Source organism: Mesorhizobium sp. L48C026A00, assembly GCF_000502375.1.
In the GTDB taxonomy this organism is placed as follows: domain Bacteria; phylum Pseudomonadota; class Alphaproteobacteria; order Rhizobiales; family Rhizobiaceae; genus Mesorhizobium; species Mesorhizobium muleiense.
The window spans coordinates 1-26,085 of record NZ_AYWU01000046.1; the positions used below are offsets into that span (position 1 = coordinate 1).

Genomic DNA, 26,085 nt, shown 5'->3' on the forward strand with positions numbered 1-26,085 from the left:
GGGGGAAAACTGTAACCCATGTATCCGGTTCAAAGTGTTACCCATCTATCAACTGGACACCGGCAGGCGGATGAAGGGCGGCGCAACGCGCGAGTGTGATCTTGGCGGCCATACGGCAACGGTCAAGCCGCCTTGTCGCGGACCTGGTAATCCTTGACCGCGGCGAAGCGGATCGCCTTCCAGCGCTCGGCCTCGTAGTTGAGCGAAAAGGCGTGCTGGGCAAGAAACACCGGATCGTGGTCGAGGTCGCGGGCAATGTCGCCGCGATGCGCCTCGATGAAGCGATGCACCTCGGCCTTGTCGTCGGCCGATATCCAGCGGCAGACGGAAAAGCGCGACATCTCGAAATCGACCGGCAGCGTGTATTCGATATTCAGCCGCTCCTTCAGCACGTCGAGCTGCAGCGCACCGACGACGCCGACGATTGCCGGCGAGCCGTCTTCTGGCGAGAACAGTTGCACGACGCCTTCCTCGGCCATCTGGTGCAGCGCCTCCTTCAGCTTCTTGGCCTTCATCGCGTCGCCGAGCCGGACGCGGCGCAGGATTTCCGGCGCGAAATTCGGCACGCCGCGGAACAGGATCTCCTCGCCCTCGGTCAGCGTATCGCCGATGCGCAGCGTGCCGTGGTTGGGGATGCCGACGACGTCGCCGGCAAAGGCCTCGTCGGCGGTGACGCGGGTGCGGGCGAAGAAAAATTGCGGCGCCGACAGGCTCATCGGTTTTCCCGTGCGCACCAGCTTGGCTTTCATGCCGCGCTCGAGCTTGCCCGAGCAGACGCGGACGAAGGCGATGCGGTCGCGGTGGTTGGGATCCATGTTGGCCTGGATCTTGAAGACGAAGGAGGTCATCCTATCCTCGGTCGCCTCGACTTTGCGGGTATCGGCTTCCTGCGCGCGTGGCGGCGGCCCGTAGGCACCAAGCGCCTCGATCAGGTCGCGGACGCCGTAATTGCGCAGCGCCGAACCGAAATAAACCGGCGTCAGATGGCCCTCGCGAAACGCACCGATGTCGAGCGGGCGGCAGGCTTCGCGCGCCAGCTCCAGCTCCTCGATGAAAGCCTCGCGCTCGTTCTCCGGCAACAGGCCGGCGACGCGGTTGGAGTCGGGACCATTGACCGGCGTGCGTTCTTTCTCGGCGTCGCCCTTGCGCACCGCGTTCAGCGCCAGATGATAGGTGCCGGAAAAGGTTTTGCCGCGGCCGATCGGCCAGGTGATCGGTGCGGTGTCCAGCGCCAGCTTCTGCTCGATCTCATCGAGGATCTCGAACGGGTCGCGGCTTTCGCGGTCCATCTTGTTGACGAAGGTGATGATCGGGATGTCGCGAAGCCGGCAGACCTCGAACAGTTTTAGCGTGCGCGGCTCGATACCCTTGGCGGCGTCGATGACCATGACCGCCGCATCGACCGCCGACAGCGTGCGATAGGTATCGTCGGCGAAATCCTCGTGACCGGGCGTATCGAGCAGGTTGAAGACATTGTCCTCATACTCGAAGGTCATCACCGAGGTGACGACCGAAATGCCGCGCTCGCGCTCGATCTTCATCCAGTCCGACCGGGTCTGGATGCGATCCTTCTTGGCCTTGACCTCGCCGGCAAGCTGGATGGCACCGCCGAACAAAAGCAGCTTTTCGGTCAGCGTCGTCTTGCCGGCGTCCGGATGCGCGATGATCGCGAAAGTGCGGCGGCGCGCCACCGCGTTCGTGATGTCTTCAGCCAATTTATGGAATCCCATGTGGTGCGCGGGCTTCTAGCAGCGCTTTTGCAGCCTGTCGAACAATTTTGGGCGGTTGCCCCGCCTTGAGATAGGTCCGCCGCAATGGCATCAACATGAGGCGGTTCGATAAAGGTCCATCCATGAGCGCAGCCAAGCACGTCATCGTCGTCGGCGCCGGCATCATCGGCGCGTCCATCGGCTGGCATCTGGCGAAGGCTGGCGCGAACGTGACGATCATTGCCGACAGCGGCGCCGGCGGTGTCGCTACGCCGAATTCCTTTGCCTGGATCAATGCCAGTTGGGGCAATCCAGAGCCGTATTTCCGGCTGCGTACCCGTTCGATGGCCGAGTGGACGCGGCTTGCCCATGACGTGCCCGGCATTCCGCTCGCCTGGTGCGGCGGCCTGTGCTGGGACATGCCGCCGGCCGAGCTTGAGGCCTATGCCGCCGAGCATTCCGCCTGGGGCTACGGGATCGAGCGCGTCGACCGCGTGGGAGCCGCACGTATAGAGCCCAATTTGACCGAGCTTCCCGACTTCGCCCTTCACGTCGCTGAGGAGGGCGTGGCCGAACCGGTCGCGGCCACGCAGACGCTGCTGGCCGACGCCGAGCGGGTTGGCGCGCGGGTGATTACCAGCACGACAGTCACCGCGCTGATACAGACCAATGGCAGGATTAGCGGCGTCGATACGTCAGGCGGACGGATTGTCGCCGACGAGGTGGTGATCGCGGCCGGCGCCGGCTCTGCGGCAATTGCGGCAACGGCCGGGCTAAAACTGCCGATCGAGACGCCGCCCGGCCTGATCGTCCATTCACGCCCGTACGAAAAGCTGCTCAACGGCCTGGTGATCGGCGACCGGCTGCACATGCGCCAGACTGCCGAGGGCCGCATCATCGCCGGCTCGGATTTCGGCGGCGCCGATCCGGGCATGGATACCGAAGCCACAGCCCGCGAGTTGTATGCGTCGATGAAAACCATGCTGCGCGGCGCCGACCGGCTGGATCTGGATTTTCACACTGTCGGCTATCGGCCGACGCCGATCGACGGCTTTCCGATCATCGGACGGGCTCAAGGCGTGAGCGGCCTCTATGTCGCGGTCATGCATTCCGGCATCACGCTGGCGCCTGCCGTCGGCCTGTTCGCCGGCCGGGAAATACTGGACGACGCGCGCGACCCGCTGCTTGAGCCCTATGGGTTGGCGCGGTTTGCTCAATAGCCGGGCGGAGGGCGAAAACCGCCGCTCAGCGGCGCTATCGCCCTGGCGATGCCAAGCAGCCGCGATTCTGACCAGCGACGGCCGACCAGCTGCAAGCCGATGGGCAGGCCGTCGCGGTCCTGCCCGCAGGGCATCGACAGTGCTGGGTGGCCGCTGTAGTTGAACACCGCGCCATAGGCTGGCAGCAGCCAGTAGCTCTGCTCCCTGTCATCGACCTTGATTGGTGTTCCCGGCTCGCAATGCGGAAAGGCCGTGGTCATGGCGACGGGGCAAAGCAAGACATCGCAACCTTCGAAAAACCAGTCCCAGGCAAGGATTGACTGGTCGCGGCGGGCGAGCGCCTCGAACCAGCGCGAGACCGGTGTCGGTTCTTCTGGCGGCTCCGGTTGCGCAGCCTCCAGCATCATGCCGATCAGCGCGCCGCCTTGCGTCAGATCGTCATGCAGGTCGAGCGTCGGCAGTCTTGCTTCCTCGACGGCTGCCCCCGCAGACTTGAGTTGCTCGGCCAGACTTTCGACCGCGGCCCTGATCTCGCCGGCTACCGGAAAACCCGGAAAGGCCGGCGCGAAAGCGATGCGCAGGGTCTTGGGATCAACCTCCGGCGTGCCCTCGACAGGCACCGGGGCAAGGTCGGTGTCGCTGCCATCCGGTCCTGCAATGATCCTCAGGATCAGCGCCAGATCTTCGACGTTGCGGGCCAGCGGACCGATGCAGGACATCAGCCGTACGCCGCGCGGTACGCCACCGGGATCGGGAAAGGCGCCGGCCAAGGAGACGCGATGCTCGGTCGGCTTGAGGCCGTAGACACCGCAGAAGGCTGCCGGCAGGCGGATCGAATCCTGCATGTCGGTGCCGAGTTCGAATGGCGTCATGCCCGCGCAAAGTGCTGCCGCAGCTCCCCCGCTGGAACCGCCGGCGGTGCGCGATAGATCCCACGGATTACTGGTGCGGCCGAACAGTGGGTTGTTCGACTGCCAGTCGCCCAGCATCGTTGCGACATTTGTCTTGCCGACGAGCACGCCGCCGGCCGCCTTCAACCTGAGGACGATCGGGCTGTCTTTTCTCGCCACATAGTCGGCAAAAGGCGGGAAGCCGACCGTCGTCTTCATCCCCAGTGTTTCGTGGGTGTCCTTCAGCGTGAACGGCACGCCGTGCAGCGGCCCGAGAGCGTCGCCGCGCGCTTGCGCTTCGTCGGCCTTCTTCGCGCGAGCGCGAGCCCCTTCCCTGTCGAGCGTGACGACCGCGTTGACCGCCTCATTATGCCTGTCGATCTCAGCCAAATGCGCGTCCAGCGCTTCCACGGCGGAAATCTTGCGGTCGCGGATCGCGGCAGCCAATTCTCTGGTGGAGGAAGAGACGAGGTCCATGCCCAATGCTCCGGCTTGCTAGCGGCGCCAGCCTCACCAAATGGCGGACTACGGCGCGTCTTCAAGCCGAGTTCAGCATTCGAGGACAGGTGGTGCTTGATCGGAATTGCGCTGCGAGGGTCTGCTGAGGTCGGCACCGTCCCGCGATATTGCCGCGATAGCGAGGGATCTACACGGCCAGCGCCAGTCTTGCCGGCTCCGGCGCAAACGGACGAATGGTCATGCCGTCTCTGGTGATGGTGACGAAGCTAGAGGGCGGGATCGGCTGCCAGTCGCCGCCATCACGATCGAAAGGCTCCGACATAAGGCATCGTCCGCCGCCATTGCGGAAGACGGAGGTGTAGAGCGTCGGCGCGTGGGCATCGGTCGCATAGCGCACTGCATGGAGCGATTCGCCGTCCGACAAGGCGGCGGTAAGTCTCAGCGCCGGTTCGAAGCCGGCGCGGCGCGAGGCGTCGATCACCCGCGCCGTAGCGCGCGACACCGCGCCTTGCGGATCGCCCGCCAGACCCTCGTCGATCATCAGGAGAAAGAAAAGTTCGGAATCGGTGGTGCCCTCGCGGCGATCGAAGACATCGTCGGAGAGCGCGTTTTCCAGCGCGCGGCGGATTCTTTCGAAGCCGCCGATCTGGCCGTTGTGCATGAACGACCAGCGGCCGGCAGTGAAGGGATGACAGTTCATGCGGCTGGTGGCGCCGCCGGTCGAGGCGCGCACATGGGCAAGGAACAGGCTGGACCTGATCTGCCGGCACAGGCTCTTCAGATTGGGATCGGACCAGGCCGGCAGGATGTCGCGATAGAGACCCGGTTCGGGCCGGTCGCCGTACCAGGCGAGACCAAAGCCATCGCCATTGGTCGGCGACTTGGCTTCCTGAGCGCAATGACTCTGGGCGATCAGCGAATGGCAGGGCGCCGTGACGATGTCTTCGAGGAAAACCGCTTCGCCAAGATAGGCCGCCCACCGGCACATCGCTTAATCCCCCTCAGGCGCGATCCATGAGAGCCGCAGGCTCCTTGATCGCGTGTGTGCCTCTGTTGTGCGTGCGCTCATAGAGCTCGCGAACGATTCGGCTGGCCGTAGTCTCAAACAGAAACGGCAAGAAAGCGTGAATGAGTGCGGCGAACGCTGCCATGAACAGACGCGAGCAGAACCACGCCGCGAAAGCCATATGGCTGAAATAGGTCTCGCCCACCTTGGCCGGGTGAGAGGTAAAGAGCCTTGCAAGCGGTGTCGTCATGGTGGTCCTCCTGCCGGGAAAAGCCCCCGATGCTGAGTATTCTGACACGAGGTTTTGATTGATTAGTCCCAAAATATCCTTGTGTCTGGTCAATTATTGGGACAAACATCCCACATGTCGCTGGAAATCGATGAGATCGACCGAAGATTGCTGGCCGAACTGCAACGCGACGGCACGCTGTCGGTCGACCAATTGTCGCAAAGGGTGTCGCTGTCGCGCAACGCCTGCTGGCGCCGGGTCAAGCGGCTCGAGGAAGACGGCGTCATCACCGGCCGGGTGGCGCTGGTCGATGCCGACAAGCTTGGCCTTGGCCTTTCGGTGTTCATCTTGGTCCGGACCTCCAATCATGATCCCGACTGGCTGCAAAAATTCCGGGCGGCAGTGGGCGGCTTTCCCGAGATCACCGGCGTCTACCGCATGTCCGGCGACCTCGACTATGTCTTGCGCGCCCGCGTCGCCGACGTGAAGGCGTATGACCGGCTCTATCAGCGGCTTATCGCCAAGGTGGCGCTGTCGGATGTTTCGGCCTCCTTCGTCATGGAGGAGATCAAGGAGACGACCATCGTCCCCGTAGAACTGCGCTGAAACGGAACTGCGCTGAAAGAAAGCCGTTGATAGTCTGGCCGCCGAGTTGACTGAATCGGCGTTGATAGCGATAGGATCAGCCTCATGCGCGCAGCCCTCTACACTTCCTCCGTCATCGGTCCGGCCGTCGGCTTCATCAGGCTGCCGCACGGTGAAGGCCTGCCGCTTCCCGCCTATGAAAGCCCGGGCGCCGCCGGCATGGATCTGCGCGCCGCGGTGCCGGACGACCGGCCGCTGCTGATCCTGCCGGGAAAACGCGCGCTGGTGCCGACCGGACTGATCCTGGAGATCCCGGAGGGGGTGGAAGGCCAGGTCCGGCCACGCTCGGGCCTCGCCTTCAAGCACGGGCTTACCTGTCTCAACACGCCGGGCACCATCGACAGCGACTATCGCGGCGAGGTCAAGGTGCTGCTGATCAATCTTGGCGACGAGGATTTCGCGGTGACGCGCGGCATGCGGATCGCGCAGATCGTCTTCGCCCCGGTGACGCAGGCGACGGTCGATGAGCGCAGCTTGGCCGGCGGAACGACGCGCGGCTCCGGCGGCTTCGGATCGACCGGCACGGCCTGATGTCGCTACCCAAACTCGTCATCTTCGATTGCGACGGGGTTCTGGTCGACACCGAGAACCTGGCCAATCGGCGCCTCGCCGAATGGCTCAGCGCCGCCGGCTACCCGGCAAGCTTCGAATATTGCCGCAAGAACTTCTCCGGCCGCGCCATGGTCTCGGTGCAGAAGGAAGTCGAGGCGACCGGCGCCAGCCTCGGCGCCGATTTCGTCGACCGTTGGAACGCCGGTCTGCCGGACCTGTTCGCGCATGGCGTCGAAGCCGTCCCCATGTCAGGCAGTTCATCGAAGCCGTGCACGCTGCCGGCATCGCAACTTGCGTCGCTTCGTCGGCGCGGGTGAGTAAAATGCACATCACGCTCGGCCAGACCGGGCTGCTGCCGCTGTTCGAGCATGCACTGTTCAGCTCGACCATGGTTTCGCGCGGCAAGCCTTTTCCCGACCTGTTCCTGCATGCCGCAAGCACGATGGGCTTCGCGCCAGCCGACTGCATCGTCATCGAGGACAGCGTCGCCGGGACATTAGCCGGCATTGCCGCCGGCATGCGCGTATTTTCCTACTACGGCGACCCGCATTCCGACCGCGACGGCCTGACCGAGGCCGGCGGCATCCTGTTTCACGACATGCGCGAGCTGGCCGGGCTGGTGCCGATCCCCTGATCTGGTCTTCAGGTTTTTATCCGGCTGGACGCGCCAGGCGCCCATGCTAGCTTGCCAATGTTCGACAGTGGGAGGCGCCCAGCCTATGAACTCGATCCTGTTTCGCTTCACCCTCGCCTGCTTGCTGCTGCCGTGTCTGTGGGCCGCGGCCGGCGCGCAGGGCGTCAGCTTCCCGGACCTTGGCAGCACCCTCCCCGGCCACGAGAACACGACCTATCTCGACCTCGCCAGGAGGGTCATTCCCGATCTGGCGGCGGACAAGGATGGCTTCTACCGTGGCTCCATGCCGATCGAGATGCGCCATATCGAAGGTGGGGATAGCGGTGGCTCGCCGCCCGAAACGTCGGGCTTTTCCGATGCTGGCGTGCTCCAGATCAGGGCCGGCGGCAAGGAACGGCTGGCCATGCTGTTCGACCTCGGCAGTTCCTCCGACAGCGCAGAGGGCTTTGCGGTGCTGGCGCTCTACGATCTTGCCGGCAAGCCGAGACTGCTCGACGCTGTCAATGTCGCCGTCGACCGGAGCACCTATTTCCGCGATCCGGGCAAGCTTCCGATCGGGCTAGGCGATGACGTCATCATCACCCTGAGCACGCATTTCAATTCGAGCCAGGGCTATGTGAGCACGCCGCTGATCCTGGTCCGCGACGACAGGTTCGAGCTGATCGACATGATCTCTACGTTCGACGAGTCCCTGTGCGCCTACAGGCGCACGCAGGAGTTGGCGTTCCAGACCGTTGCGGAAGGCCAGCCCTATGCGGCCATCAAGGCGACGGTGACCGATGCCACCATGCCGAATGGCGAAAGCTGCGACGATGCGGCGCCCGAGGCTTCCTCGCGCGACATCTCCGTCACCTACCATTGGGACGGGACCGCGTACGTCAAGGGGTCCGACGCACTGGACAAATTGGCAGGAGAGAACGCCAATCGCTTCTGACCCAATCGCATTCGTTTGCCCGGCGGGCAGTGGCGGGATAAAATGCGCTTCGCACTCTGGGGAGCATCCATGGACAAGGGCAAGACCTTTCGCGACCTGCACAGTTCGATCTTCGTCATGCCCAACCCCTGGGACGTCGGCACGACGAAACTGCTGGCCTCCTTCGGTTTCAAGGCGTTGGCGACGACCAGCGCCGGCTTTGCCTTTTCGCGCGGCCTGCCCGATGGCGCGGTGACCTTCGAGGCGATGATCCACCACTGCCGCGACGTGACCGCGGCGACCGGCCTGCCGGTCTCGGCCGACCTCGAGAAGGGCAAGGGCGACAGCGCGACAAGTGCCGCGGAAACTGTCTTCGCAGCCGAAGCGGCAGGCCTCGCCGGCTGCTCGATCGAGGACCACACCGGCGAGCCCGACAAGCCGATTTATGAATTTTCGCATGCCGTCGAGCGCGTCGCCGCTGCAGCGGAGGCGGCACGGGCGCTGAAGCACGACTTCGTCTTCACCGCGCGGGCCGAGAACTTTCTGTGGGGCAGGCCAGACATCGACGACACGATCAAGCGGCTGCAGGCCTTCGAGAGGGCCGGCGCCGACGTGCTCTACGCGCCAGGCCTCGGCGATGTCGAGACGGTGCAAACCGTCTGCTCGGCGCTGACCAAGCCGGTTAACGTCATGGTGAGGCCCGGCTTCACCATCGCCGATCTTGCCCAGGCAGGGGTCAAGCGCATTTCGCTCGGGCCCTGGCTGACCAACTACGCCTTCGGCATGCTGGAAACGGCGGCGCGCGAGATCCAGCAGGACGGCACCTTCGGCTTCACCCGCACCGCCATGCCGTTTGGCAAGCTGCAGGCGTTGTTTGCCGAACCCAACGCATGAAGCTCAGCGTCGTCGACATGCACACCGGCGGCGAGCCGCTGCGGATCGTCACCGGTGGTTATCCCAGGATTCCTGCAGGCACGATCCTGGAAAAACGCGCCTATGTGCGCGATCACCTCGATCATCTCAGGAAGATCCTGATGTTCGAGCCGCGCGGCCATTACGACATGTATGGCGCGCTGCTGGTGGAACCCGACCTGCCCGGCGCCGACCTCGCCGTGCTGTTCATGCACAATGAGGGCTATTCGACGATGTGCGGCCACGCCATCGTCGCGCTCGGCCGCTACGCCGTCGACGAGGGGCTGGTGGCGCGGCAGGAGCCGCTGACGACAGTCAACATCGAGGCGCCGTGCGGGCTGGTCGTCGTCTCGGTCGAGGTGCAGGACGGCAAGGCCGGTGCTGTGTCATTCGAAAGCGTGCCGGCCTTTCTGTTCGCCCGCGACCAGCAGGTCGAATTGCCAGGTTACGGGGCGATCGGATTCGACATCGCCTGTGGTGGCGCCTTCTATGCGCTCGCCGATTGCCGGCAGTTCGGGCTGGAGTTCGGCAAGAACCGCGTGCGCGATTTCGTCGATGCGGCGACGGCACTGACGGAGAAGCTGAAGAAGGGATTCCCGCTGTCGCATCCCGACCATGCCGAGCTTGCCTTTCTCTACGGCACCATCCTGACCGACGGACAGGACGCATATTCCGATAGCGCGACCAAAAACATATGCGTCTTCGCCGAGGCCCAGGTCGACCGCTCGCCGACCGGATCGGGTGTCACCGCGCGGCTGGCGGCGATGCATGCCAGGGGCGAAATCGCCGGCCAGACGCGGCTGTTCGAGAGTATCGCCGGCTCGCGCTTTTCCGGCAGCGTGGCGAGGACCGCGAAAGCCGGGCCGCATGATGCCGTCATCGCCCGCGTCGGCGGCCGTGCCTTCTACAGCGGCCGGGCCGAATTCATCGTCGAACCCGAGGACGAGTTGGGACGTGGTTTTCTTTTACGCTAGCGCCGGCCCCGAGAAACCGAACCGAGCGTACCGTTGGGTACGCCCCGGAAGCGCAGGACATCGGCATTCGCAAGCCGGCATCACCTGAGCATCAGCACTCCTACACTGCTTCGCGCGCCGAGATAGCCTTGTGCAGGTGCACCATCATGGCGGCGGCGAACAGCGGCGTCAAAAGGTTGAGCAGCGGCACCGCGAGGAAGGCAGCGACAACCAGCCCGGCGAGAAACACCCTGACGGCATGTTTTTTGCGCAACGCCCGGGCCTCGGCCTCCGGGCGAAAGCGCATGGCGGCGAATTCGAAGAATTCGCGTCCCAGCAGATAGCCGTTGACGATGAAGAAGGCAGCGATGTTGATGCCCGGCACCAGCAACAGCAGCAAGGCAACGATGTTGCCGAGGATGACGACGCCAAAGAATCTTGTCGCCAGCACCATCGAGCGCAGCGCCGGCATGGCGCGGCCGGGCGGGTCATTGGGATAGTCGGTGCGCTCGACCAGTTCGGCGGCGGCGTCGAGGAACAGGCCGGCGATGATCGCCGTCACCGGCGCGATCAGCAGCGCCAGACCGAAGGCAAGGGCGATGGCGGCGATGATGCCGCCCAACCAGCCGGCCCAGGACGGCAGGCCGGGTATCAGGGACTCCAACCACGGCAAGGCCAGCCACTCGACAAGGCTCGTCAACCCGAACCACAAGGCCACCAGCGCCAGCAAGGTGAGCCCCAGCGTCTTGATGAAAACCGAGCGGAATTCGGGCGAGAACAGCCGGCTCAGGGCGGCGCGGGCGGCGTCGAGTATCATCGCGTTTCAAACCCATATGCAACGCGCCCGTTTTGGGCAGGACGCCCCCCGAGATAGGAAAGGGAAATCATCAGCGCAACTGCTGCTGATAACGCAAGTTACCGCGCAAACACCGGCTTGCGGACAGGAATGGTCATCGCAGCCACGCCGGCGACAACAAGGGCCATTCCCCACCACGCCGTCGGGCCAAGGCTCTCGCCGAGGAATACGGCCCCGATACCGACGCCGATCGGCACGCGCAGATAGGCCTGCGAGGTGGTGCCGACGGAGCCCAGCGTATGGATGAGGCGGAAATAAATGCAGAAGGCCAGCGCAGTTGAAAAAACCGAAAGTCCGAGCAGAGCAAGGATCGAGGCCGTTGATGGCGCCAACGCCCAAGGGCGGTCGAACACAAGGCTGAGGGGGACGAGTATCGCGGCGCCGCAAAGCATCGAACCGGCGGCTGGAATCATCGGATCGAGGCCCTTGAAGCCGCGACCGAAAATGGCGGCACCTGCGTAGCAGACCGTTGCCGCGACGACGGCAAGCTGCGCCCACAACTGGTGACCAAGCCCGCCAAGCGCCTGGGTGCCGACGATGAGGCATATTCCAGCTATTCCCGCACCGACGCCGAACAGTTTGCGCATGGTCACTGGTTCGTGGCGCGTGATGAGCGCGGTCAGCAAGAAGGTGAAGATTGGCGACGTCGCATTCAGGATCGTGGCCAGGCCGGCGTCTAGCGAGCGCTCGGCCGAGGCTATCAACGTGAACGGCACAACGCTGTTGAGGCATGCCTGGAACGCGAACCGACGCCAGCTGGCGGTATCGCGCGGCAGGGTCAGGCCACGCCAGCGGATGAGGGCGAGAAGAATTCCACCCGCAATCAACGTTCGGGCTGCGATCAGCGTTACCGGCGGGATCGTCTCGACGCCGATCTTGATGAAGGTATAGGAAGCACCCCACAGCACCGCGAGCGCAATGAGGAGCGCCAGCTCGGTCTTCATGTCGGTTTTTGCAGGCATGGCGGGTTCGCAACCTTCGGGGGAACATTGATCGGCGACGCCATCCTTGTAAGCGAGGCACGAAAGAAATGCTTCGATCATTATCCAACCGTGATTGTTGCCTAGGCAAAGCCGCATCAAATCGCTAGACCCGCCCGCGGCCGGCATGCCAGAAAGCCGGTGGTTTTTCGCGGAGACATGATTGATGCCGAACTATGACGTGCTTTGTATCGGTAATGCCATTGTCGACATCATCGCCCAGTGCGACGAGGCATTCCTTGAGACGAACGGCATCATCAAGGGCGCGATGAACCTGATCGACACGAGGCGCGCCGAGCTGCTCTACAGCCGCATGGGCCCGGCTATCGAAGCCTCCGGCGGCAGCGCCGGCAACACGGCGGCGGGCGTCGCCAGCTTCGGCGGCCGCGCCGCCTTCTTCGGCAAGGTCTCGAATGACACGCTCGGCGAAATCTACGCCCATGACATGCACGCCCAGGGCGTGGCCTTCGACACCAGGCCGCTCAATGGCGAACCGCCGACGGCGCGCTCGATGATCTTCGTCACGCCGGACGGCGAGCGCTCGATGAATACCTATCTCGGCGCTTGCGTCGAGCTCGGTCCGGAGGATGTCGAGGCGGACAAGGCGTCGGGCGCCGCCGTCACCTATTTCGAGGGCTATCTGTGGGACCCGCCGCGCGCCAAGGAAGCGTTCCGGCAGACGGCGAAGCTCGCCCACGCAGCCGGGCGCGAAGTGTCGATGACATTGTCGGATTCGTTCTGCGTCGACCGCTACCGCGAGGAGTTTCTGGAGCTGATGCGCTCGGGCACTGTCGATATCGTTTTTGCCAATAGCCACGAGATCAAGTCGCTGTACCAGACCGCCTCCTTCGACGAGGCGCTGGCCCAGATCCGCAAGGATTGCAAGATCGCCGCCGTCACCCGCTCCGAAAAGGGCTCGGTCATCGTGCGCGGCGACGAGACCGTCACCATCAATGCGACGGAAATCCGCGAACTGGTCGACACCACCGGCGCCGGCGACCTCTATGCCGCCGGCTTCCTCTACGGCTACACACAAGGCCGCAGCCTGAAGCATTGCGGCGATCTCGGCTCGCTGGCGGCCGGGCTGGTGATCCAGCAGATCGGGCCAAGGCCGCGGCAGAATTTACGCCACGAGGCTGAGCAGGCAGGCCTGATTTAGGAAGAGGCGCTCGCTCCTCAGGCCCCCGCCGTATAAGCGGCAATCGCCGCCATGTTGACGATGTCGCTGTCCTTGGCGTTGAGCGAGACGATCTGAACCGGCTTGTCCAGGCCGACCAGCAGCGGGCCGATGACGGTCGAGCCGCCGAGCTCCTGCAGCATCTTGGTCGAGATCGAGGCCGAGTGGAAGGCCGGCATGATCAGCACATTGGCTGGGCCGGTCAGCCGGATGAACGGGTATTGCGCCATGGCGCGTGCGCTGAGCGCCACGTCGGCTGCCATCTCGCCGTCATACTCGAAATCGACGCGCCGCTTGTCGAGGATGCGCACCGCTTCCTGGATGCGTTCGGAGCGCTCGCCCTGCGGATGGCCGAAGGTGGAATAGGCAAGCATGGCCAGCCGCGGCTCATAACCCATGCGGCGGGCAAAGCCGGCGGCCTCCTCGGCGATGTCGGCGATCTGTTCGGCATTCGGCATATCGTGCACGGCGGTGTCGGCGACGATCACGGTTCGGCCCCGCGCCAGCACGATCGAGGCGCCGATCACGCGATGGCCGGGCTTGGCGTCGATGATGCGGCGGATGTCGTCGAGCGCCGTCGAGTAGTTGCGGGTGACGCCGGTGACGATGCCATCGGCATCGCCCAGCGCCACCATGCAGGCGGCGAAATGGTTGCGGTCGGTGTTGATCAGGCGCTGGCAGTCGCGAAACAGGAAGCCCTTGCGCTGCATACGCTCGTACAGATAGTCGGTGTAGACGCCGTTGCGGCGCGACAGCCTGGCATTGATGATCTCGATGCCTTGCTTGTTCAGTTCGATGCCGGCGTTCCTGGCGTTCTCCTTGATGATGTCGTCGCGGCCCAGCAGGATGGCGGTGCCGAGCCGCTGGTTCACATAGGAGACGGCGGCGCGCATCACCTGCTCCTCCTCGCCCTCGGCGAAAACGATGCGCTTGGGCTGGCGGCGCACGCGGTCGTAGATGCGCTGAAGGGTCGAGGCGATCGGATCGCGGCGGGCGGAAAGCTCCTGCGCGTAGCGGTCGAGGTCGAGGATCGGCTTGCGCGCGACGCCGGATTCCATCGCGGCCTTGGCAACCGCGATCGGAATGGCCGAGATCAGGCGCGGGTCGAACGGCACCGGGATGATGTAGTTGGGGCCGAATTTCGGCCGCATGCCCTGGTAGGCGGCGGCGACGTCGTCGGGTACATCCTGGCGCGCCAGTTCGGCGAGCGCACGCGCCGCGGCGATCTTCATGTCGTCATTGATGGTGGTCGCCCGCACGTCCAGCGCGCCGCGGAAGATGTAAGGGAAGCCGAGCACGTTGTTGACCTGGTTCGGATAGTCCGAACGGCCGGTGGCCATGATGGCATCGGCGCGGATTTCGGCGACTTCCTCCGGCGTGATCTCCGGATCGGGGTTGGCCATGGCGAAGATGATCGGCTTCTCGGCCATGGACTGCACCATCTTGGTGGTCAGCGCGCCCTTGGCTGAGAGGCCGAGGAACACGTCGGCACCGTCGATCGCCTCGGCCAGCGAGCGTGCGTCGGTCTTGGCGGCATGCGCCGACTTCCACTGGTTCATGCCTTCGGTGCGGCCCTGGAAGACGACGCCTTTGGTGTCGCACAGGATGATGTTTTCGGGCGCAAAGCCCATCGCCTTCATCAGCTCGATGCAGGCGACGCCGGCGGCACCGGCGCCATTGCAGACCATTTTGGTGGTCTTCATGTCGCGGCCGGTGATTTCCAGCGCGTTGATCAGGCCGGCCGCCGAAATGATGGCGGTGCCGTGCTGGTCGTCATGAAAGACCGGTATGTCCATAAGTTCGCGCAGCCGCTGCTCGATGATGAAGCACTCCGGCGCCTTGATGTCTTCCAAATTGATACCGCCGAACGACGGCCCAAGGAAACGCACGCAATTGATGAACTCTTCGGCATCCTCGGTGTCGACCTCGAGATCGATCGAATCGACATCGGCGAAGCGCTTGAACAGCACCGCCTTGCCTTCCATCACCGGCTTGGCGGCCAGCGCGCCGAGATTGCCGAGGCCGAGGATGGCGGTGCCGTTTGAGATGACGGCGACCATGTTGCCGCGCGCCGTGTAGTCGAAGGCACGGCTGGGATCCTCGGCAATGGCAAGCACCGGAACCGCCACGCCCGGCGAATAGGCGAGGCTGAGGTCGCGCTGGGTGGCCATCGGCTTGGTGGCGACGATCTCCAGCTTGCCCGGGCGGCCCATGGCGTGGAATTCCAGCGCCTCCTGCGCACTGACGGAGGGGCCGTTGCTTTCGGTTTTCTTGGCCATGATGCTTTCGATTTCCTCACCCGTGCAGCACCTCGTTGAGACGGGCGCGGTGCTTTCTTTTGTGGAACGTTCGGGATTAAGGCTACACTTCGCCGCTGTAAACCGCCAAGCAGATGGCTTGGGAAATTTGGAAGCAACTTCTTGAACGACGAAACGCCCATTCGCAGCGACAGCGCTACGCCGGCCTTTGCGCCGGCAACGCCGATGATGGAGCAGTATATCGAGATCAAGGCGGCGAACCCGGATTCGCTGCTGTTCTACCGCATGGGCGATTTCTACGAGCTGTTCTTCGACGACGCCGAGAAGGCGAGCCTGGCGCTCGGCATCGTCCTGACCAAGCGTGGCAAGCACCAGGGCCTCGACATCCCGATGTGCGGCGTGCCGGTGCATGCCGCCGACGATTATTTGCAGAAGCTGATTGGACAAGGGTTCCGCGTCGCCGTCTGCGAGCAGATCGAGGATCCGGCAGAGGCGAAGAAACGCGGTGGCAAATCGGTGGTGCGCCGCGACGTGGTGCGGCTGGTAACGCCCGGCACCATCACCGAGGACAAATTGCTGGCGCCGTCGGAATCGAGTTTCTTGATGGCACTTGGCCGGGTCAAGGGCGGAGCCGAACAAAGAAGCGGGGAGCGCGGCAGCGCGACAGGGAATCAAGGAAGTTTTGCGCTGGCCTGGATCGAGATCTCGACCGGTGCCTTCCGCGTTGCCGAGACCAGCGCCGACCGGCTGCTCGCCGATGTCTTTCGCGTCGACCCACGCGAACTGATCGTCGCCGAACCGGTGTTTTACGATCCGGAGCTGAAACCGGTGTTCGATGTGCTCGGCCGCATCGCCAGTCCGCAGCCGCCGAGCCTGTTCGACTCGGCGTCGGCCGCCGGGCGCATCGCCCGTTTCTTCGAGGTGGCTACGCCGGACAGTTTCGGCACGTTTTCCCGCGCCGAATTGTCGGCGATCTCGGGCGCCATCGCCTATGTCGAGAAGACGCAGAAGGCCGAGCGGCCGCCGCTGTCGCGGCCCGAGCGCGAGGAGCAGGGTTCGACGCTGTTCATCGATCCGGCGACACGCGCCAATCTGGAACTGCTGCGCACGCTGTCCGGCAGCCGCGAGGGTTCGCTGTTCAAGGCGATCGACCGCACGGTGACCGGCGGCGGCGCGCGGCTGCTCGCCGACCGGCTGATGGCGCCGCTGACCGATCCGGCGGCAATTGGCGCAAGGCTGGATTCGGTGTCGTTCTTCCGGTCCGAGACACGGCTGTGCCAGGCGGTGCAGGCGAGCCTGAAGAGCGTCGCCGACATGCCACGCGCGCTGTCGCGGCTGGCGCTCAACCGCGGTGGCCCGCGCGATCTCGGCGCGCTGCGTGCCGGGTTCGAGGCAGCCAGCGCTATTGCCGAACTGTTTGGGGCGACCGTCCTGCCGCCAGAATTGGCGGCGGGGCTGGCGGCGATCGAGGCGCTGCCGCGCCCGCTGGCCGAACATCTGACGCGGGCGCTCGCCGACGAACTGCCGCTGCTCAAGCGCGACGGCGGCTTCGTCCGTTCCAGCTACAACGCTGAGCTCGACGAGATGCGGGCGCTGCGTGATGAATCGCGCAAGGTGATCGCCGGGCTGGAGCGCTCGCTGATCGACGAAACCGGCATCCGCTCGCTGAAAATCCGGCACAACAATGTGCTTGGCTACTACATCGAAGTCACCGCCAACAACCATGCGATCATGACGAGCAGCGACGGGGCGAAGGCGCGCTTCATCCATCGCCAGACCATGGCCAACGCCATGCGCTTCACCACAACCGAACTGGCCGAGCTGGAATCGAAGATCGCCAATGCCGCCGACCGGGCGCTGGCGATCGAGCTTGCCGCCTTCGACAGGCTGACGGCGGAAGCCGTCGGCGAGGCGGACAAGATCCGCGCCGGCGCCGAAGCACTCGCCGTGCTCGACGTGTCGGCGGCGCTGGCGCTGCTTTCCGAAAGCGAGGCATGGAGCCGACCCATCGTGGACGCGAGCCTCGCCTTCGCCATTTCGGGCGGGCGGCATCCGGTGGTGGAACAGTCGCTGCGGCGTTCGGGTGAAGGACCGTTCGTCGCCAATGATTGCGATCTGTCGCCGGAAGGCAATGCCAGAAACGGCGCGATCTGGCTGCTGACCGGCCCCAATATGGGCGGCAAATCGACCTTCCTCAGGCAGAACGCGCTGATCGCCATCCTCGCCCAGACCGGCTCCTTCGTGCCGGCGGCATCATCCCATATCGGCGTCGTCGACCGGCTGTTTTCACGTGTCGGCGCCTCCGACGATCTGGCGCGCGGCCGTTCGACCTTCATGGTCGAGATGGTCGAAACGGCGGCGATCCTCAACCAGGCCGGCGAACGCGCGCTGGTGATCCTCGACGAGATCGGCCGCGGCACCGCCACCTTCGACGGCCTGTCGATCGCCTGGGCGGCGGTCGAGTATCTGCACGAAAAAAACCGCTGCCGGGCGATCTTCGCCACCCATTTCCACGAAATGACTGCGCTGGCCAGCAAGCTCGCTCGACTGAACAATGTCACCATGCGGGTCAAGGAGTGGGAAGGCGACGTGGTCTTTCTGCACGAGGTCGGCAAGGGTGCCGCCGACCGCTCCTACGGCGTGCAGGTGGCGCGTCTGGCCGGCTTGCCGGAGGCGGTGGTCGGGCGGGCCAGGGAAGTGCTGCACCAACTGGAAGCTGGCGAGGTTTCGGGCAAGGCCAACCGGCTGGTCGACGATCTGCCGCTGTTTTCGGTGGCGGTGAAACGGGAAGCGCCGAAGCCGGTGAAGCTCGATGCACTGGGCGCCGCGCTCGGCGCGATCAACCCCGACGAGATGACGCCGCGGGAGGCGCTGGAAGCGCTTTATCGGCTGAAGGGAATGGCGGGGAAATAGCTGGGCCTCGTCCGCTCCCATCCCTCAAATCATCTGCAGGCCCTGCTTGCGCCTCGGCGGTGGGAAGGCGCGGTCGATTTCGGTGAAATCCTCACGCGTTAGTTCGATGTCGAGCGCGCCGACATTCTGGCGGATATGCTCCTGTTTGCTGGCCTTTGGAATGGCGATAATGCCGTCCTGTGCCATCACCCAGGCCAGCGCCAGTTGAGCGGGCGTCGCATTGTGGCGGGCGACGATGGCTTCTAGGCTGGCGTTGCGCGCCAATACGCCCTGGTCGACCGGCGAATAGGCCATCAGCGGAATGCCGCGCTGCCGGCTCCAGGGCGCAAGGTCGAATTCGGGGCCGCGCTGGGACAGATTGTAGAGGATCTGGTTGGTCTGGACGCCGTCGCCGGCCGGCAGGCTGACCAGTTCCTCCATCTCATGAGTGTCAAAATTGCTGACGCCCCAGTGGCGGATCTTGCCGGCTTTTTTCAACGCTTCGAAGGCCTCGACCGTTTCCGGCAGCGGCACGCTGCCGGGCCAGTGCAGCAGATAGAGATCGATGCGGTCGGTGCGCAGATGCCTGAGGCTTGCCTCGCAGGCAGACGGCACGCCGGTGCGCGAGGCGTTGGATGGCAGCACCTTGGAGACCAGGAACACCTCGTCGCGGCGCCCGGCAATAGCATCCGCCACCACTTCCTCGGCGCCACCGCTGGCATACATTTCGGCGGTGTCGATCAGCGTCATGCCGAGATCCAGCCCAAGCTTCAGGGCATTGACCTCATCGGCATGGCGGCGGGCGTCCTCGCCCATTTTCCAGGTGCCTTGACCCAGCACGGGAACGGCTTCGCCCGAGGGCAATGTTGTGGTTCTTATCGTTGGCGGCATGGCGTGCTCCAGTCGAGGCCCGATGGCACCACACCTTTCGGGAGAAATCCAGACGAAAGTCCTGCCCTGGATTGCCTGCAGACTGCCCGATGTCTACTCCACCGGATGGGCGGCCAGCCAATCCTGCATCTGCTTGATCTCGGCTTCCTGCGCCGCGATCACCGCTTCGGCCAGCTTGCGCATTTCCGGATCCTTGCCATTGGCAAGCTCGACCTTGGCCATGTCGATAGCCGCCTGGTGATGCGGGATCATGCCGCGGGCGAAATCGACATCGGCATTGCCGGAATATTCGATCGCCATCATCGCGGTGTGCATCTTGTCCATCGCCGCCTTGTAGCCATCGGTCGAGGCGCCCTGCGCGCCCATCGCTCCCATGTCGTGCGCCCCCATGTCGTGTTTCGTCTCCTGGGCTTGCGACGGAATGCTTTCCAGGAAAACCGCAAGCAGCATTCCGGCCGCCATCAGCAGCAGCACGATCTTCTTGGCCAACGTCATTCATGATCTCCTTTTTGAACGAGTTCCTATCTGGGGACTTGGCTCAGAGTTTCAACGCCCTGAGCCGCAACGCATTGGTGATCACCGAAACCGAGGACAGGCTCACCGCCGCTGCCGGTCGCCATGATGATCTTCACGCCGCGCTCGTGCAGCGCCTTTACCGCCTCTGATGTCGTCGCCTTGATCGGGTCGGCGACGGCGACGATGCCGGCCAGCTTGTTGCCGACGGCGACGAACATCGAGGTCTTGCCCTCGGCCTGCAGCGCCTCGGCGCTGGTCAAGATGGATGCGATATCGATGCCGAGAGCGGCCATCATCGCGGCGTTGCCGAGCGCCACCTTCTGTCCCGACTTTTCGAGGCCGGCGGCAATGGCCAGCAGATCATCGTCCGCAATGCCCTCGGCAGCGACGATTTCGGTCAATCTCGGCCGGCCTTCGGTCAATGTGCCGGTCTTGTCGACGATCAGCGTGTCGACCGAGGCAAAGCGCTCGAGCGCCTCGGCGTCCTTGATCAGCACGCCGGCATGCGCGCCGCGCCCTGTGGCGGTCATGATCGACATCGGCGTGGCAAGGCCCAGCGCGCAGGGACAGGCGATGATCAGCACCGAGACCGCCGAGACGATTGCAAAGATCAGACTGGGTTGCGGCCCGAAGATCGCCCAGGCGATGAACGCAACGATCGCAACCACCACGACGGCCGGGACGAAATAGAAGGAGACGCGGTCGGCCAGGCCCTGGATCGGCGCGCGCGAACGCTGCGCCTTGGCGACGAGCTCGACGATCCGCGCCAGAAATCGACCAGTTCCGGGCCCTCGTCGCCGGTCGGCACGCCCATCGGTTCCAGCGCCATGCCGCAGATCGGGCAGGCGCCTGGCTTGTCGCGGACGATTTCGGGATGCATCGGGCAGGTGTATTGCGTGCCTTTCGGCATCGCCTGCTGCTCCGGCCTGTCGCCAAGATACTTTGCCGGCTCCGCCTCGAACTTCACCTTGCAGCCGGCCGAGCAGAAATAGAAGCCCTGGCCTTCATGCCGGGAAAAGTGCTTCGCGGCGGCACGCTCGACACGCATGCCGCAGACCGGATCGGTGGCGGTAATGTAGTTTTCCGGCTCGGCCGTGAACTTCGAACGGCAGCGCTCGCTGCAGAAATGATAGCGATGGCCGCCATGATCGGCGGTCGGCTTGCCGGCGGCCGGATCGACAGTCATGCCGCAGACCGGGTCGCGAATGACTGCGTCGGCGACGGACGGAGCAGCTTTCGGCGAGCAGCAACCGCTATGGGCGTGATGGTCGTGGTCGGAATGCGTCAATGCGGAAAGGCCTCTCTGTCTCGAACTTGCAACGGAGGTAGTGCTTCCAGTGACTGGAAGGTCAAGGGCCAATTCTGTTTTTCCTGCCGAGGAGCGCGGCAAACCGCCGGCGGAAAATCCGGCACCCAGCCGCCGCTGCATGCCATCGACGACGCCTGTGGAGAGCGTGTCCGTCCGCCCCATACCCAGCGCCGCGAAAACGCGCTATAGACGCCGCCAAAACGACGAGGCCGAACGGCACTTATGGCAAGAATCTCTCTAAAGCTCGACGAACTGATCGACGGCGAAGCCTTGCGCCGCGAGATGACCGCGCTGACTGCGGCCACGGCAGGCGACGGCTCCGGCAAGGCTGCGCGCACCGGTGTTCTCCAGCTTCTCAAGGGCAGGCTGGCCGCCGGCCGCAGCATCGCCGAACGCATGCTGATGGACGACGGCAGCGGCACAGCCTGCGCCGCCCGGCTGTCGCATCTCATGGACGAAATCATCCGCGCGCTCTACGAGTTCGCCGCCACTCACGTCTATCGCGTCAAAAACCCGTCATCGGCCGAACGCATGGCCGTCGTAGCGGTCGGCGGCTATGGCCGCGGCACGCTGGCGCCGGGATCCGATATCGATCTCCTCTTCCTGCTGCCCTACAAGCAGACGCCATGGGGCGAGCAGATCGTCGAATACATGCTCTACGTGCTGTGGGACCTGGGGCTGAAAGTCGGCCACGCCACCCGCAACATCGACGAATGCCTGCGGCAGTCGCGCACCGACATCACCATCCGCACCTCGATCCTGGAGGCGCGTTTCCTGTGGGGCGAGCAGAAGCTCTATGACGAGCTCTTGCAGCGCTTCGACCGCGAGGTGGTGCGCACCACCGGACCCGAATATGTGCAGGCCAAGCTTGCCGAACGCGACGAGCGTCATGCCAAGGCCGGCGAAAGCCGCTATCTGGTCGAACCCAACGTCAAGGACGGCAAGGGCGGCCTGCGCGACCTGCAGACGCTGTTCTGGATCGGCAAGTATTTCTACCGGGTCCGCACCGGCGAGGAACTGGTCGACAAGGGCGTCTTCACCGGCACCGAATACCGGGAATTCCAGAAGGCCGAGGACTTCCTGTGGGCGGTGCGCTGCCACATGCATTTCCTCACCGGCAAGGCCGAGGAACGGCTGCATTTCGACATCCAGCGCGAGATCGCCGAGCGGCTGGGCTACACCACACATCCGGGCCTGTCGGCGGTCGAGCGCTTCATGAAGCATTACTTCCTCGTCGCCAAGGATGTTGGCGACCTGACCCGCATCTTCTGCGCGGCGCTGGAGGAAGAGCAGGCCAAGCATGTGCCGGGCTTCAACCGTATCTTCCTCACCTTCTCGCGCCGCAAGCGCAAGCTTGCCGGCACGTCCGATTTCATTGTCGACAACCATCGCATCAACATCGCCGACGACCTGGTGTTCGAGCGCGATCCGGTCAATCTCCTGCGGCTGTTCTGGTTCGCCGACAAGCACGGGCTGGAATTTCACCCCGATGCGCTGAAGCTGCTGACCCGTTCGCTCGGCCTCGTCGGCAAGGCGCTCAGGCGCGACGAGGAAGCCAACCGGCAGTTCCTCGACATATTGACGTCGGACCGCAATGCCGAACTCAATCTCAGGCGCATGAACGAGGCGGGACTGCTGGCAAAGCTGATCCCGGATTTCGGCAAGATCGTCGCCATGATGCAGTTCTCGCTGTACCACCATTATACGGTGGACGAGCACCTGATCCGCTGTATCGGCGTGCTGGCCGAGATCGAGCGCGGCGACGGTGAAAAGATCCATCCGCTTGCCCACTCGCTGATGCCGGGGCTGAAAAAAAGCCGCGAGGCGCTTTATGTCGCGGTGCTGCTGCACGATATCGCCAAGGGCCGGCCGGAGGACCATTCCGAAGCGGGCGCCCGGATCGCGCGGCGGATCTGCCCGCATATGGGGCTGTCGGCGGCCGACACCGAAACGATCGCCTGGCTGGTCGAGAACCATCTCGTCATGTCGATGACCGCGCAGACCCGCGACCTCAACGACCGCAAGACGATCGAGGACTTTTCCGCGATCGTGCAGTCGGTCGAACGGCTGAAGCTGCTGCTCGTCCTGACCGTCTGCGATATCAGAGGCGTCGGGCCTGGCGTCTGGAACGGCTGGAAGGGGCAGTTGCTGCGCACGCTCTACTACGAGACCGAATTGCTGTTGACCGGCGGGTTTTCGGAGGTGTCGCGTGCGATGCGCACCGCGGCCGCCCGCGAAAAGCTGGCCGAGGCGCTCGCCGATTGGCCGGAAAAGGCCCGCAAGCGCTATGTCGCCAAGCACTATGAGAATTATCTGCTGGCGGTCGATCTCGCCGACCAGCTTCGCCACGCCGAATTCATCCGCGAGGCGGATGCGGCGGGCAAGAAGCTCGCCACGATGATCAAGACCCATCAGTTCGAGGCGGTGACCGAGATCACCGTGCTGGCGCAGGACCATCCCCGCCTGCTGTCGGTCATTGCCGGCGCCTGTGTGGCGGCCGGCGGCAACATTGTCGACGCGCAGATCTTCACCACCTCCGATGGCCGCGCGCTGGACACCATCCTGATCTCGAGGGAATTCGACCGCGACGAGGACGAGCGCCGCCGCGCCGAGCGCGTCGGCCGTCTGATCGAGGACGTGCTGTCGGGCAAGAGCTGGCTGCCGGAGATGATCGAGAAGCGCACCAAGCCGCGGCGCGGCGCCAAGGTCTTCCGCATCCAGCCGCGCGCCGAAATCCGCAACACGCTGTCGAACCGGTTCTCGGTGATCGAGGTCGAGGGGCTGGATCGGCCGGGCCTGCTGTCCGAGATCACCGGGGCGTTGTCCGACCTGTCGCTCGACATCGCCTCGGCCCACATCACCACCTTCGGCGAAAAGGTCATCGACACCTTCTATGTCACCGATCTCACCGGCCAGAAGATCGACAGCCCGACGCGGATGGCCGCCATCCAAAACAGGCTGATCAAGGTCCTCGAAGGCACCGTGCCCGAGCGCGGCGGCAAGGCCAAGGCCGCGGCCGAGTGACAGCCACCATTCATTTGTCCCAATCCTGCAGGCAGTCTCCAGACGCATGAGCCTTGTCAAAAAGTTCGCGACGGTCGCTTCCGGCACGCTGATGAGCCGCGCCCTCGGTTTTGGCCGTGAGATGCTGATGGCGGCCGCGCTCGGCACCGGGCCGATCGCCGACGCCTTCAACGCCGCCTTCCAGTTTCCCAACACCTTCAGGCGGCTGTTTGCCGAAGGCGCCTTCAACGCCGCCTTCGTGCCGCTCTTCGCCAAGGAGATCGAAACCCACGGCACCGATGGCGCCAAGCGCTTTTCCGAAGAGGTGTTCGGCGTGCTGTTCACGGCGCTGCTGGCGCTGACCATCGCCATGGAACTGGCGATGCCGCTGATCGTGCGCTACCTGGTGGCGCCGGGCTTTGCCGACTCGCCGGAAAAGTTCGAGATGACGGTCCGGCTCGCGACCATCATGTTTCCCTATCTGATCTGCATGTCGCTCGGCGCCATGATGGCCGGCATGCTGAATTCGCTGCGCCGCTATTTCGCCGCCGCGGTGGCGCCGGTGTTCCTCAACGTCATCCTGATCGGCGTGCTCGCCTATGCCTGGCACAAGGGATCGGACGCGCGCACCGTTGGCTTCGCACTGGCTTGGGGCGTGCTGGCGGCGGGGCTGGTGCAACTGGCGATCGTCTGGGTGGCGGTGCGCCATGCCGGCATCTCGATCGGTTTCCGCCGGCCAAGGATGACGCCCAATGTCAAGCGGCTGCTAATCCTGGCGCTGCCAGCGGCAATCACCGGCGGCATCACCCAGATCAACCAGCTGATCGGCACCGCGATCGCCTCGGCGCAGGACAGTGCGGTGTCGTCGCTCGCCTATGCCGATCGCATCTACCAGCTGCCGCTCGGCGTCGTCGGCATCGCCGTCGCAATCGTGCTTCTGCCCGAACTGTCGCGGGCGCTGAAGTCGGGCAATCTGATCGAGGCGGCCAATCTGCAAAACCGGTCGGTGGAGTTCACGCTGTTCCTGACCTTGCCGGCGGCGGCGGCACTGCTGGTCCTGGCGGAGCCGATCGTCGGGCTGGTCTACGAACGCGGAGCATTTGCCGCAAACAACTCGACGCCGATCGTGGCGGCAATCCTGGCGATCTTCGGCTTGGGGCTGCCGGCCTTCGTGCTGATCAAGGCGTTCACCCCCGGCTATTTCGCTCGCGAGGACACACGCACGCCGATGATCTTCGCCGCGATCTCGGTGGCGGTGAACATCACCACCGCGCTGACGCTGTTTCCGCAGATGGGCGCGCCGGGCATCGCCGTCGCCTCGGCCGTCGCCGGCTGGGTCAATGCGCTGATGCTGCTCGGCGTGCTGATCCGGCGCGGCCATTGGGGCCGCGACGTGCCGCTCATGAGACGCATCCCACGGCTGGTGCTGTCGGCCGCGGTGATGGCGGCGGCGCTGTATTTTGCCGAACACTGGTTTGCCGCCAGCCTCGCTTCCGGCTCGCCGCTGGTGGTCAAGACTGCAACGCTGCTTGGGCTCGTCGCCGGCGGGGCGCTGCTTTATTTCGTCACCGCCTTCGCCATCGGCGGCGCCGATTTCGGCATGATCCGGCGCAGTATGGCGCGGAAGGGATCACCGCCTGTCAGGGGACAGTCTCCAGATCCGTAAGCCTAACCGTAGCGACCCCGTCGACAAGCATCAGTCTTCGCCGGACAATTCGTCATAGACCGGGCGCGGCAGCGGCTTACGTGCCTGCTTGCTAAGTTCGATCCCGAATTCGGCCCGAAGCCGCGCCGCTGTCTCTAGCGGCGTCTCGCGGCCATGTCGGTGCTCCAAAGCTTTCTCGTTTGAGATGGTCATCCATTCTCGTCAGATCGTTTGCAGAATATGCACCTATCATACCATATCGATGTCGGCGCCGCCCCTCATTGCCCTGCCGGGCATTTCTCCCCGTAAACGGGGAGAAAGAAGCTGGCTGCCCCTCGGCGCTCGTCCTGCAACGCCTGTCGTTGGCGACACCGTCGACGACGTGTCCAGTTGATAGATGGGTAACACTTTGAACCGGATACATGGGTTACAGTTT

The 26,085-nt window shown here is 64.4% G+C and carries 21 protein-coding genes and 1 pseudogene; 11 read left to right on the forward strand and 11 right to left on the reverse strand.

Annotation, left to right across the window (positions count from 1 at the left end; all coding sequences use genetic code 11):
• Window positions 1-122 precede the first annotated feature (122 nt).
• Window positions 123-1,715: a peptide chain release factor 3 gene (locus tag X738_RS78260; protein ID WP_031257006.1), complete on the reverse strand. Its 1,593-nt coding sequence runs from the start codon at window positions 1,713-1,715 to the stop codon at window positions 123-125.
• 137 nt (window positions 1,716-1,852) lie between these two features.
• Here X738_RS78260 and X738_RS78265 point away from each other — a divergent pair, with 137 nt between their 5' ends.
• Window positions 1,853-2,929 (forward strand): NAD(P)/FAD-dependent oxidoreductase, encoded by a 1,077-nt coding sequence (locus X738_RS78265; protein ID WP_023803736.1) that lies wholly within the window; start codon window positions 1,853-1,855, stop codon window positions 2,927-2,929.
• Here X738_RS78265 and X738_RS78270 read toward each other — a convergent pair.
• The 3 genes from X738_RS78270 to X738_RS78280 form a co-directional block, all read right to left on the reverse strand.
• Window positions 2,923-4,296: an amidase gene (locus X738_RS78270; RefSeq protein WP_023803737.1), complete on the reverse strand. Its 1,374-nt coding sequence runs from the start codon at window positions 4,294-4,296 to the stop codon at window positions 2,923-2,925. The genes X738_RS78265 and X738_RS78270 overlap by 7 nt on opposite strands.
• Before the next feature lie 169 nt (window positions 4,297-4,465).
• On the reverse strand, window positions 4,466-5,266 hold the full coding sequence (locus tag X738_RS78275) for a class II glutamine amidotransferase (protein WP_023803738.1): 801 nt from the start codon (window positions 5,264-5,266) through the stop codon (window positions 4,466-4,468).
• 13 nt (window positions 5,267-5,279) lie between these two features.
• Window positions 5,280-5,534, reverse strand: coding sequence for a DUF6356 family protein (locus X738_RS78280; RefSeq protein WP_023803739.1), 255 nt, complete (start codon window positions 5,532-5,534; stop codon window positions 5,280-5,282).
• Window positions 5,535-5,648: 114 nt separating this feature from the next.
• On the opposite strand from X738_RS78280, the gene X738_RS78285 reads away from it, so the two are divergent.
• The 6 genes from X738_RS78285 (at window position 5,649) to X738_RS78310 (ending at window position 10,143) form a co-directional block, all read left to right on the forward strand.
• The gene (locus tag X738_RS78285) at window positions 5,649-6,119 is read left to right on the forward strand and encodes an Lrp/AsnC family transcriptional regulator (RefSeq protein WP_023803740.1); all 471 of its coding nucleotides are present in this window, start codon (window positions 5,649-5,651) and stop codon (window positions 6,117-6,119) included.
• Window positions 6,120-6,203: 84 nt separating this feature from the next.
• Window positions 6,204-6,689, forward strand: a complete 486-nt coding sequence (gene dut, locus X738_RS78290; RefSeq protein WP_023803741.1) for a dUTP diphosphatase — start codon at window positions 6,204-6,206, stop codon at window positions 6,687-6,689.
• An 82-nt stretch (window positions 6,690-6,771) separates the two neighbouring features.
• Window positions 6,772-7,344, forward strand: a complete 573-nt coding sequence (locus X738_RS78295; RefSeq protein ID WP_373420503.1) for an HAD family hydrolase — start codon at window positions 6,772-6,774, stop codon at window positions 7,342-7,344.
• 85 nt (window positions 7,345-7,429) lie between these two features.
• Window positions 7,430-8,278, forward strand: a complete 849-nt coding sequence (locus X738_RS78300) for a hypothetical protein (RefSeq protein WP_023803744.1) — start codon at window positions 7,430-7,432, stop codon at window positions 8,276-8,278.
• A gap of 69 nt (window positions 8,279-8,347) precedes the next feature.
• Window positions 8,348-9,151, forward strand: coding sequence for an isocitrate lyase/PEP mutase family protein (locus X738_RS78305; protein WP_023803745.1), 804 nt, complete (start codon window positions 8,348-8,350; stop codon window positions 9,149-9,151).
• Entirely contained in the window at window positions 9,148-10,143 is a 996-nt protein-coding gene (locus X738_RS78310; protein ID WP_023803746.1) for a proline racemase family protein, read from the forward strand. Before X738_RS78305 ends, X738_RS78310 begins: the two co-directional genes overlap by 4 nt.
• Window positions 10,144-10,243: 100 nt before the next feature.
• Here the strand turns inward: X738_RS78310 and X738_RS78315 are convergent, their stop codons facing one another.
• Together X738_RS78315 and X738_RS78320 are read right to left on the reverse strand one after the other, a co-directional pair.
• Window positions 10,244-10,939, reverse strand: coding sequence for a sulfate transporter family protein (locus tag X738_RS78315; protein ID WP_023803747.1), 696 nt, complete (start codon window positions 10,937-10,939; stop codon window positions 10,244-10,246).
• A 98-nt stretch (window positions 10,940-11,037) separates the two neighbouring features.
• Window positions 11,038-11,940 (reverse strand): DMT family transporter, encoded by a 903-nt coding sequence (locus X738_RS78320; protein ID WP_031257008.1) that lies wholly within the window; start codon window positions 11,938-11,940, stop codon window positions 11,038-11,040.
• A 184-nt stretch (window positions 11,941-12,124) separates the two neighbouring features.
• Here X738_RS78320 and X738_RS78325 point away from each other — a divergent pair, with 184 nt between their 5' ends.
• The gene (locus X738_RS78325) at window positions 12,125-13,117 is read left to right on the forward strand and encodes an adenosine kinase (RefSeq protein ID WP_023803749.1); all 993 of its coding nucleotides are present in this window, start codon (window positions 12,125-12,127) and stop codon (window positions 13,115-13,117) included.
• A gap of 17 nt (window positions 13,118-13,134) precedes the next feature.
• On the opposite strand, the gene X738_RS78330 is transcribed toward X738_RS78325, so the two are convergent.
• Window positions 13,135-15,414 carry an NADP-dependent malic enzyme gene (locus tag X738_RS78330; protein WP_023803750.1) on the reverse strand — a complete coding sequence of 760 codons (2,280 nt, stop codon included), beginning with the start codon at window positions 15,412-15,414 and terminating at the stop codon, window positions 13,135-13,137.
• 204 nt (window positions 15,415-15,618) lie between these two features.
• Here X738_RS78330 and mutS point away from each other — a divergent pair, with 204 nt between their 5' ends.
• Window positions 15,619-18,306 (forward strand): DNA mismatch repair protein MutS, encoded by a 2,688-nt coding sequence (gene mutS / locus X738_RS78335; protein ID WP_245277865.1) that lies wholly within the window; start codon window positions 15,619-15,621, stop codon window positions 18,304-18,306.
• 24 nt (window positions 18,307-18,330) lie between these two features.
• On the opposite strand, the gene X738_RS78340 is transcribed toward mutS, so the two are convergent.
• From X738_RS78340 to X738_RS83970, 3 genes and pseudogenes are all read right to left on the reverse strand, one after another.
• Window positions 18,331-19,176 carry an aldo/keto reductase gene (locus X738_RS78340; RefSeq protein ID WP_031257010.1) on the reverse strand — a complete coding sequence of 282 codons (846 nt, stop codon included), beginning with the start codon at window positions 19,174-19,176 and terminating at the stop codon, window positions 18,331-18,333.
• 93 nt (window positions 19,177-19,269) lie between these two features.
• On the reverse strand, window positions 19,270-19,671 hold the full coding sequence (copM, locus tag X738_RS78345; protein ID WP_023803753.1) for a CopM family metallochaperone: 402 nt from the start codon (window positions 19,669-19,671) through the stop codon (window positions 19,270-19,272).
• A 113-nt stretch (window positions 19,672-19,784) separates the two neighbouring features.
• Window positions 19,785-20,980: pseudogene (locus X738_RS83970) on the reverse strand (HAD-IC family P-type ATPase); the annotation flags it as partial.
• Window positions 20,981-21,223: 243 nt separating this feature from the next.
• Here X738_RS83970 and X738_RS78355 point away from each other — a divergent pair.
• Window positions 21,224-24,025 carry a [protein-PII] uridylyltransferase gene (locus X738_RS78355; protein WP_023803756.1) on the forward strand — a complete coding sequence of 934 codons (2,802 nt, stop codon included), beginning with the start codon at window positions 21,224-21,226 and terminating at the stop codon, window positions 24,023-24,025.
• A gap of 46 nt (window positions 24,026-24,071) precedes the next feature.
• The gene (gene murJ / locus X738_RS78360) at window positions 24,072-25,670 is read left to right on the forward strand and encodes a murein biosynthesis integral membrane protein MurJ (RefSeq protein ID WP_023803757.1); all 1,599 of its coding nucleotides are present in this window, start codon (window positions 24,072-24,074) and stop codon (window positions 25,668-25,670) included.
• A gap of 30 nt (window positions 25,671-25,700) precedes the next feature.
• On the opposite strand, the gene X738_RS85600 is transcribed toward murJ, so the two are convergent.
• Entirely contained in the window at window positions 25,701-25,862 is a 162-nt protein-coding gene (locus X738_RS85600) for a hypothetical protein (protein WP_023803758.1), read from the reverse strand.
• Window positions 25,863-26,085: the final 223 nt, after the last annotated feature.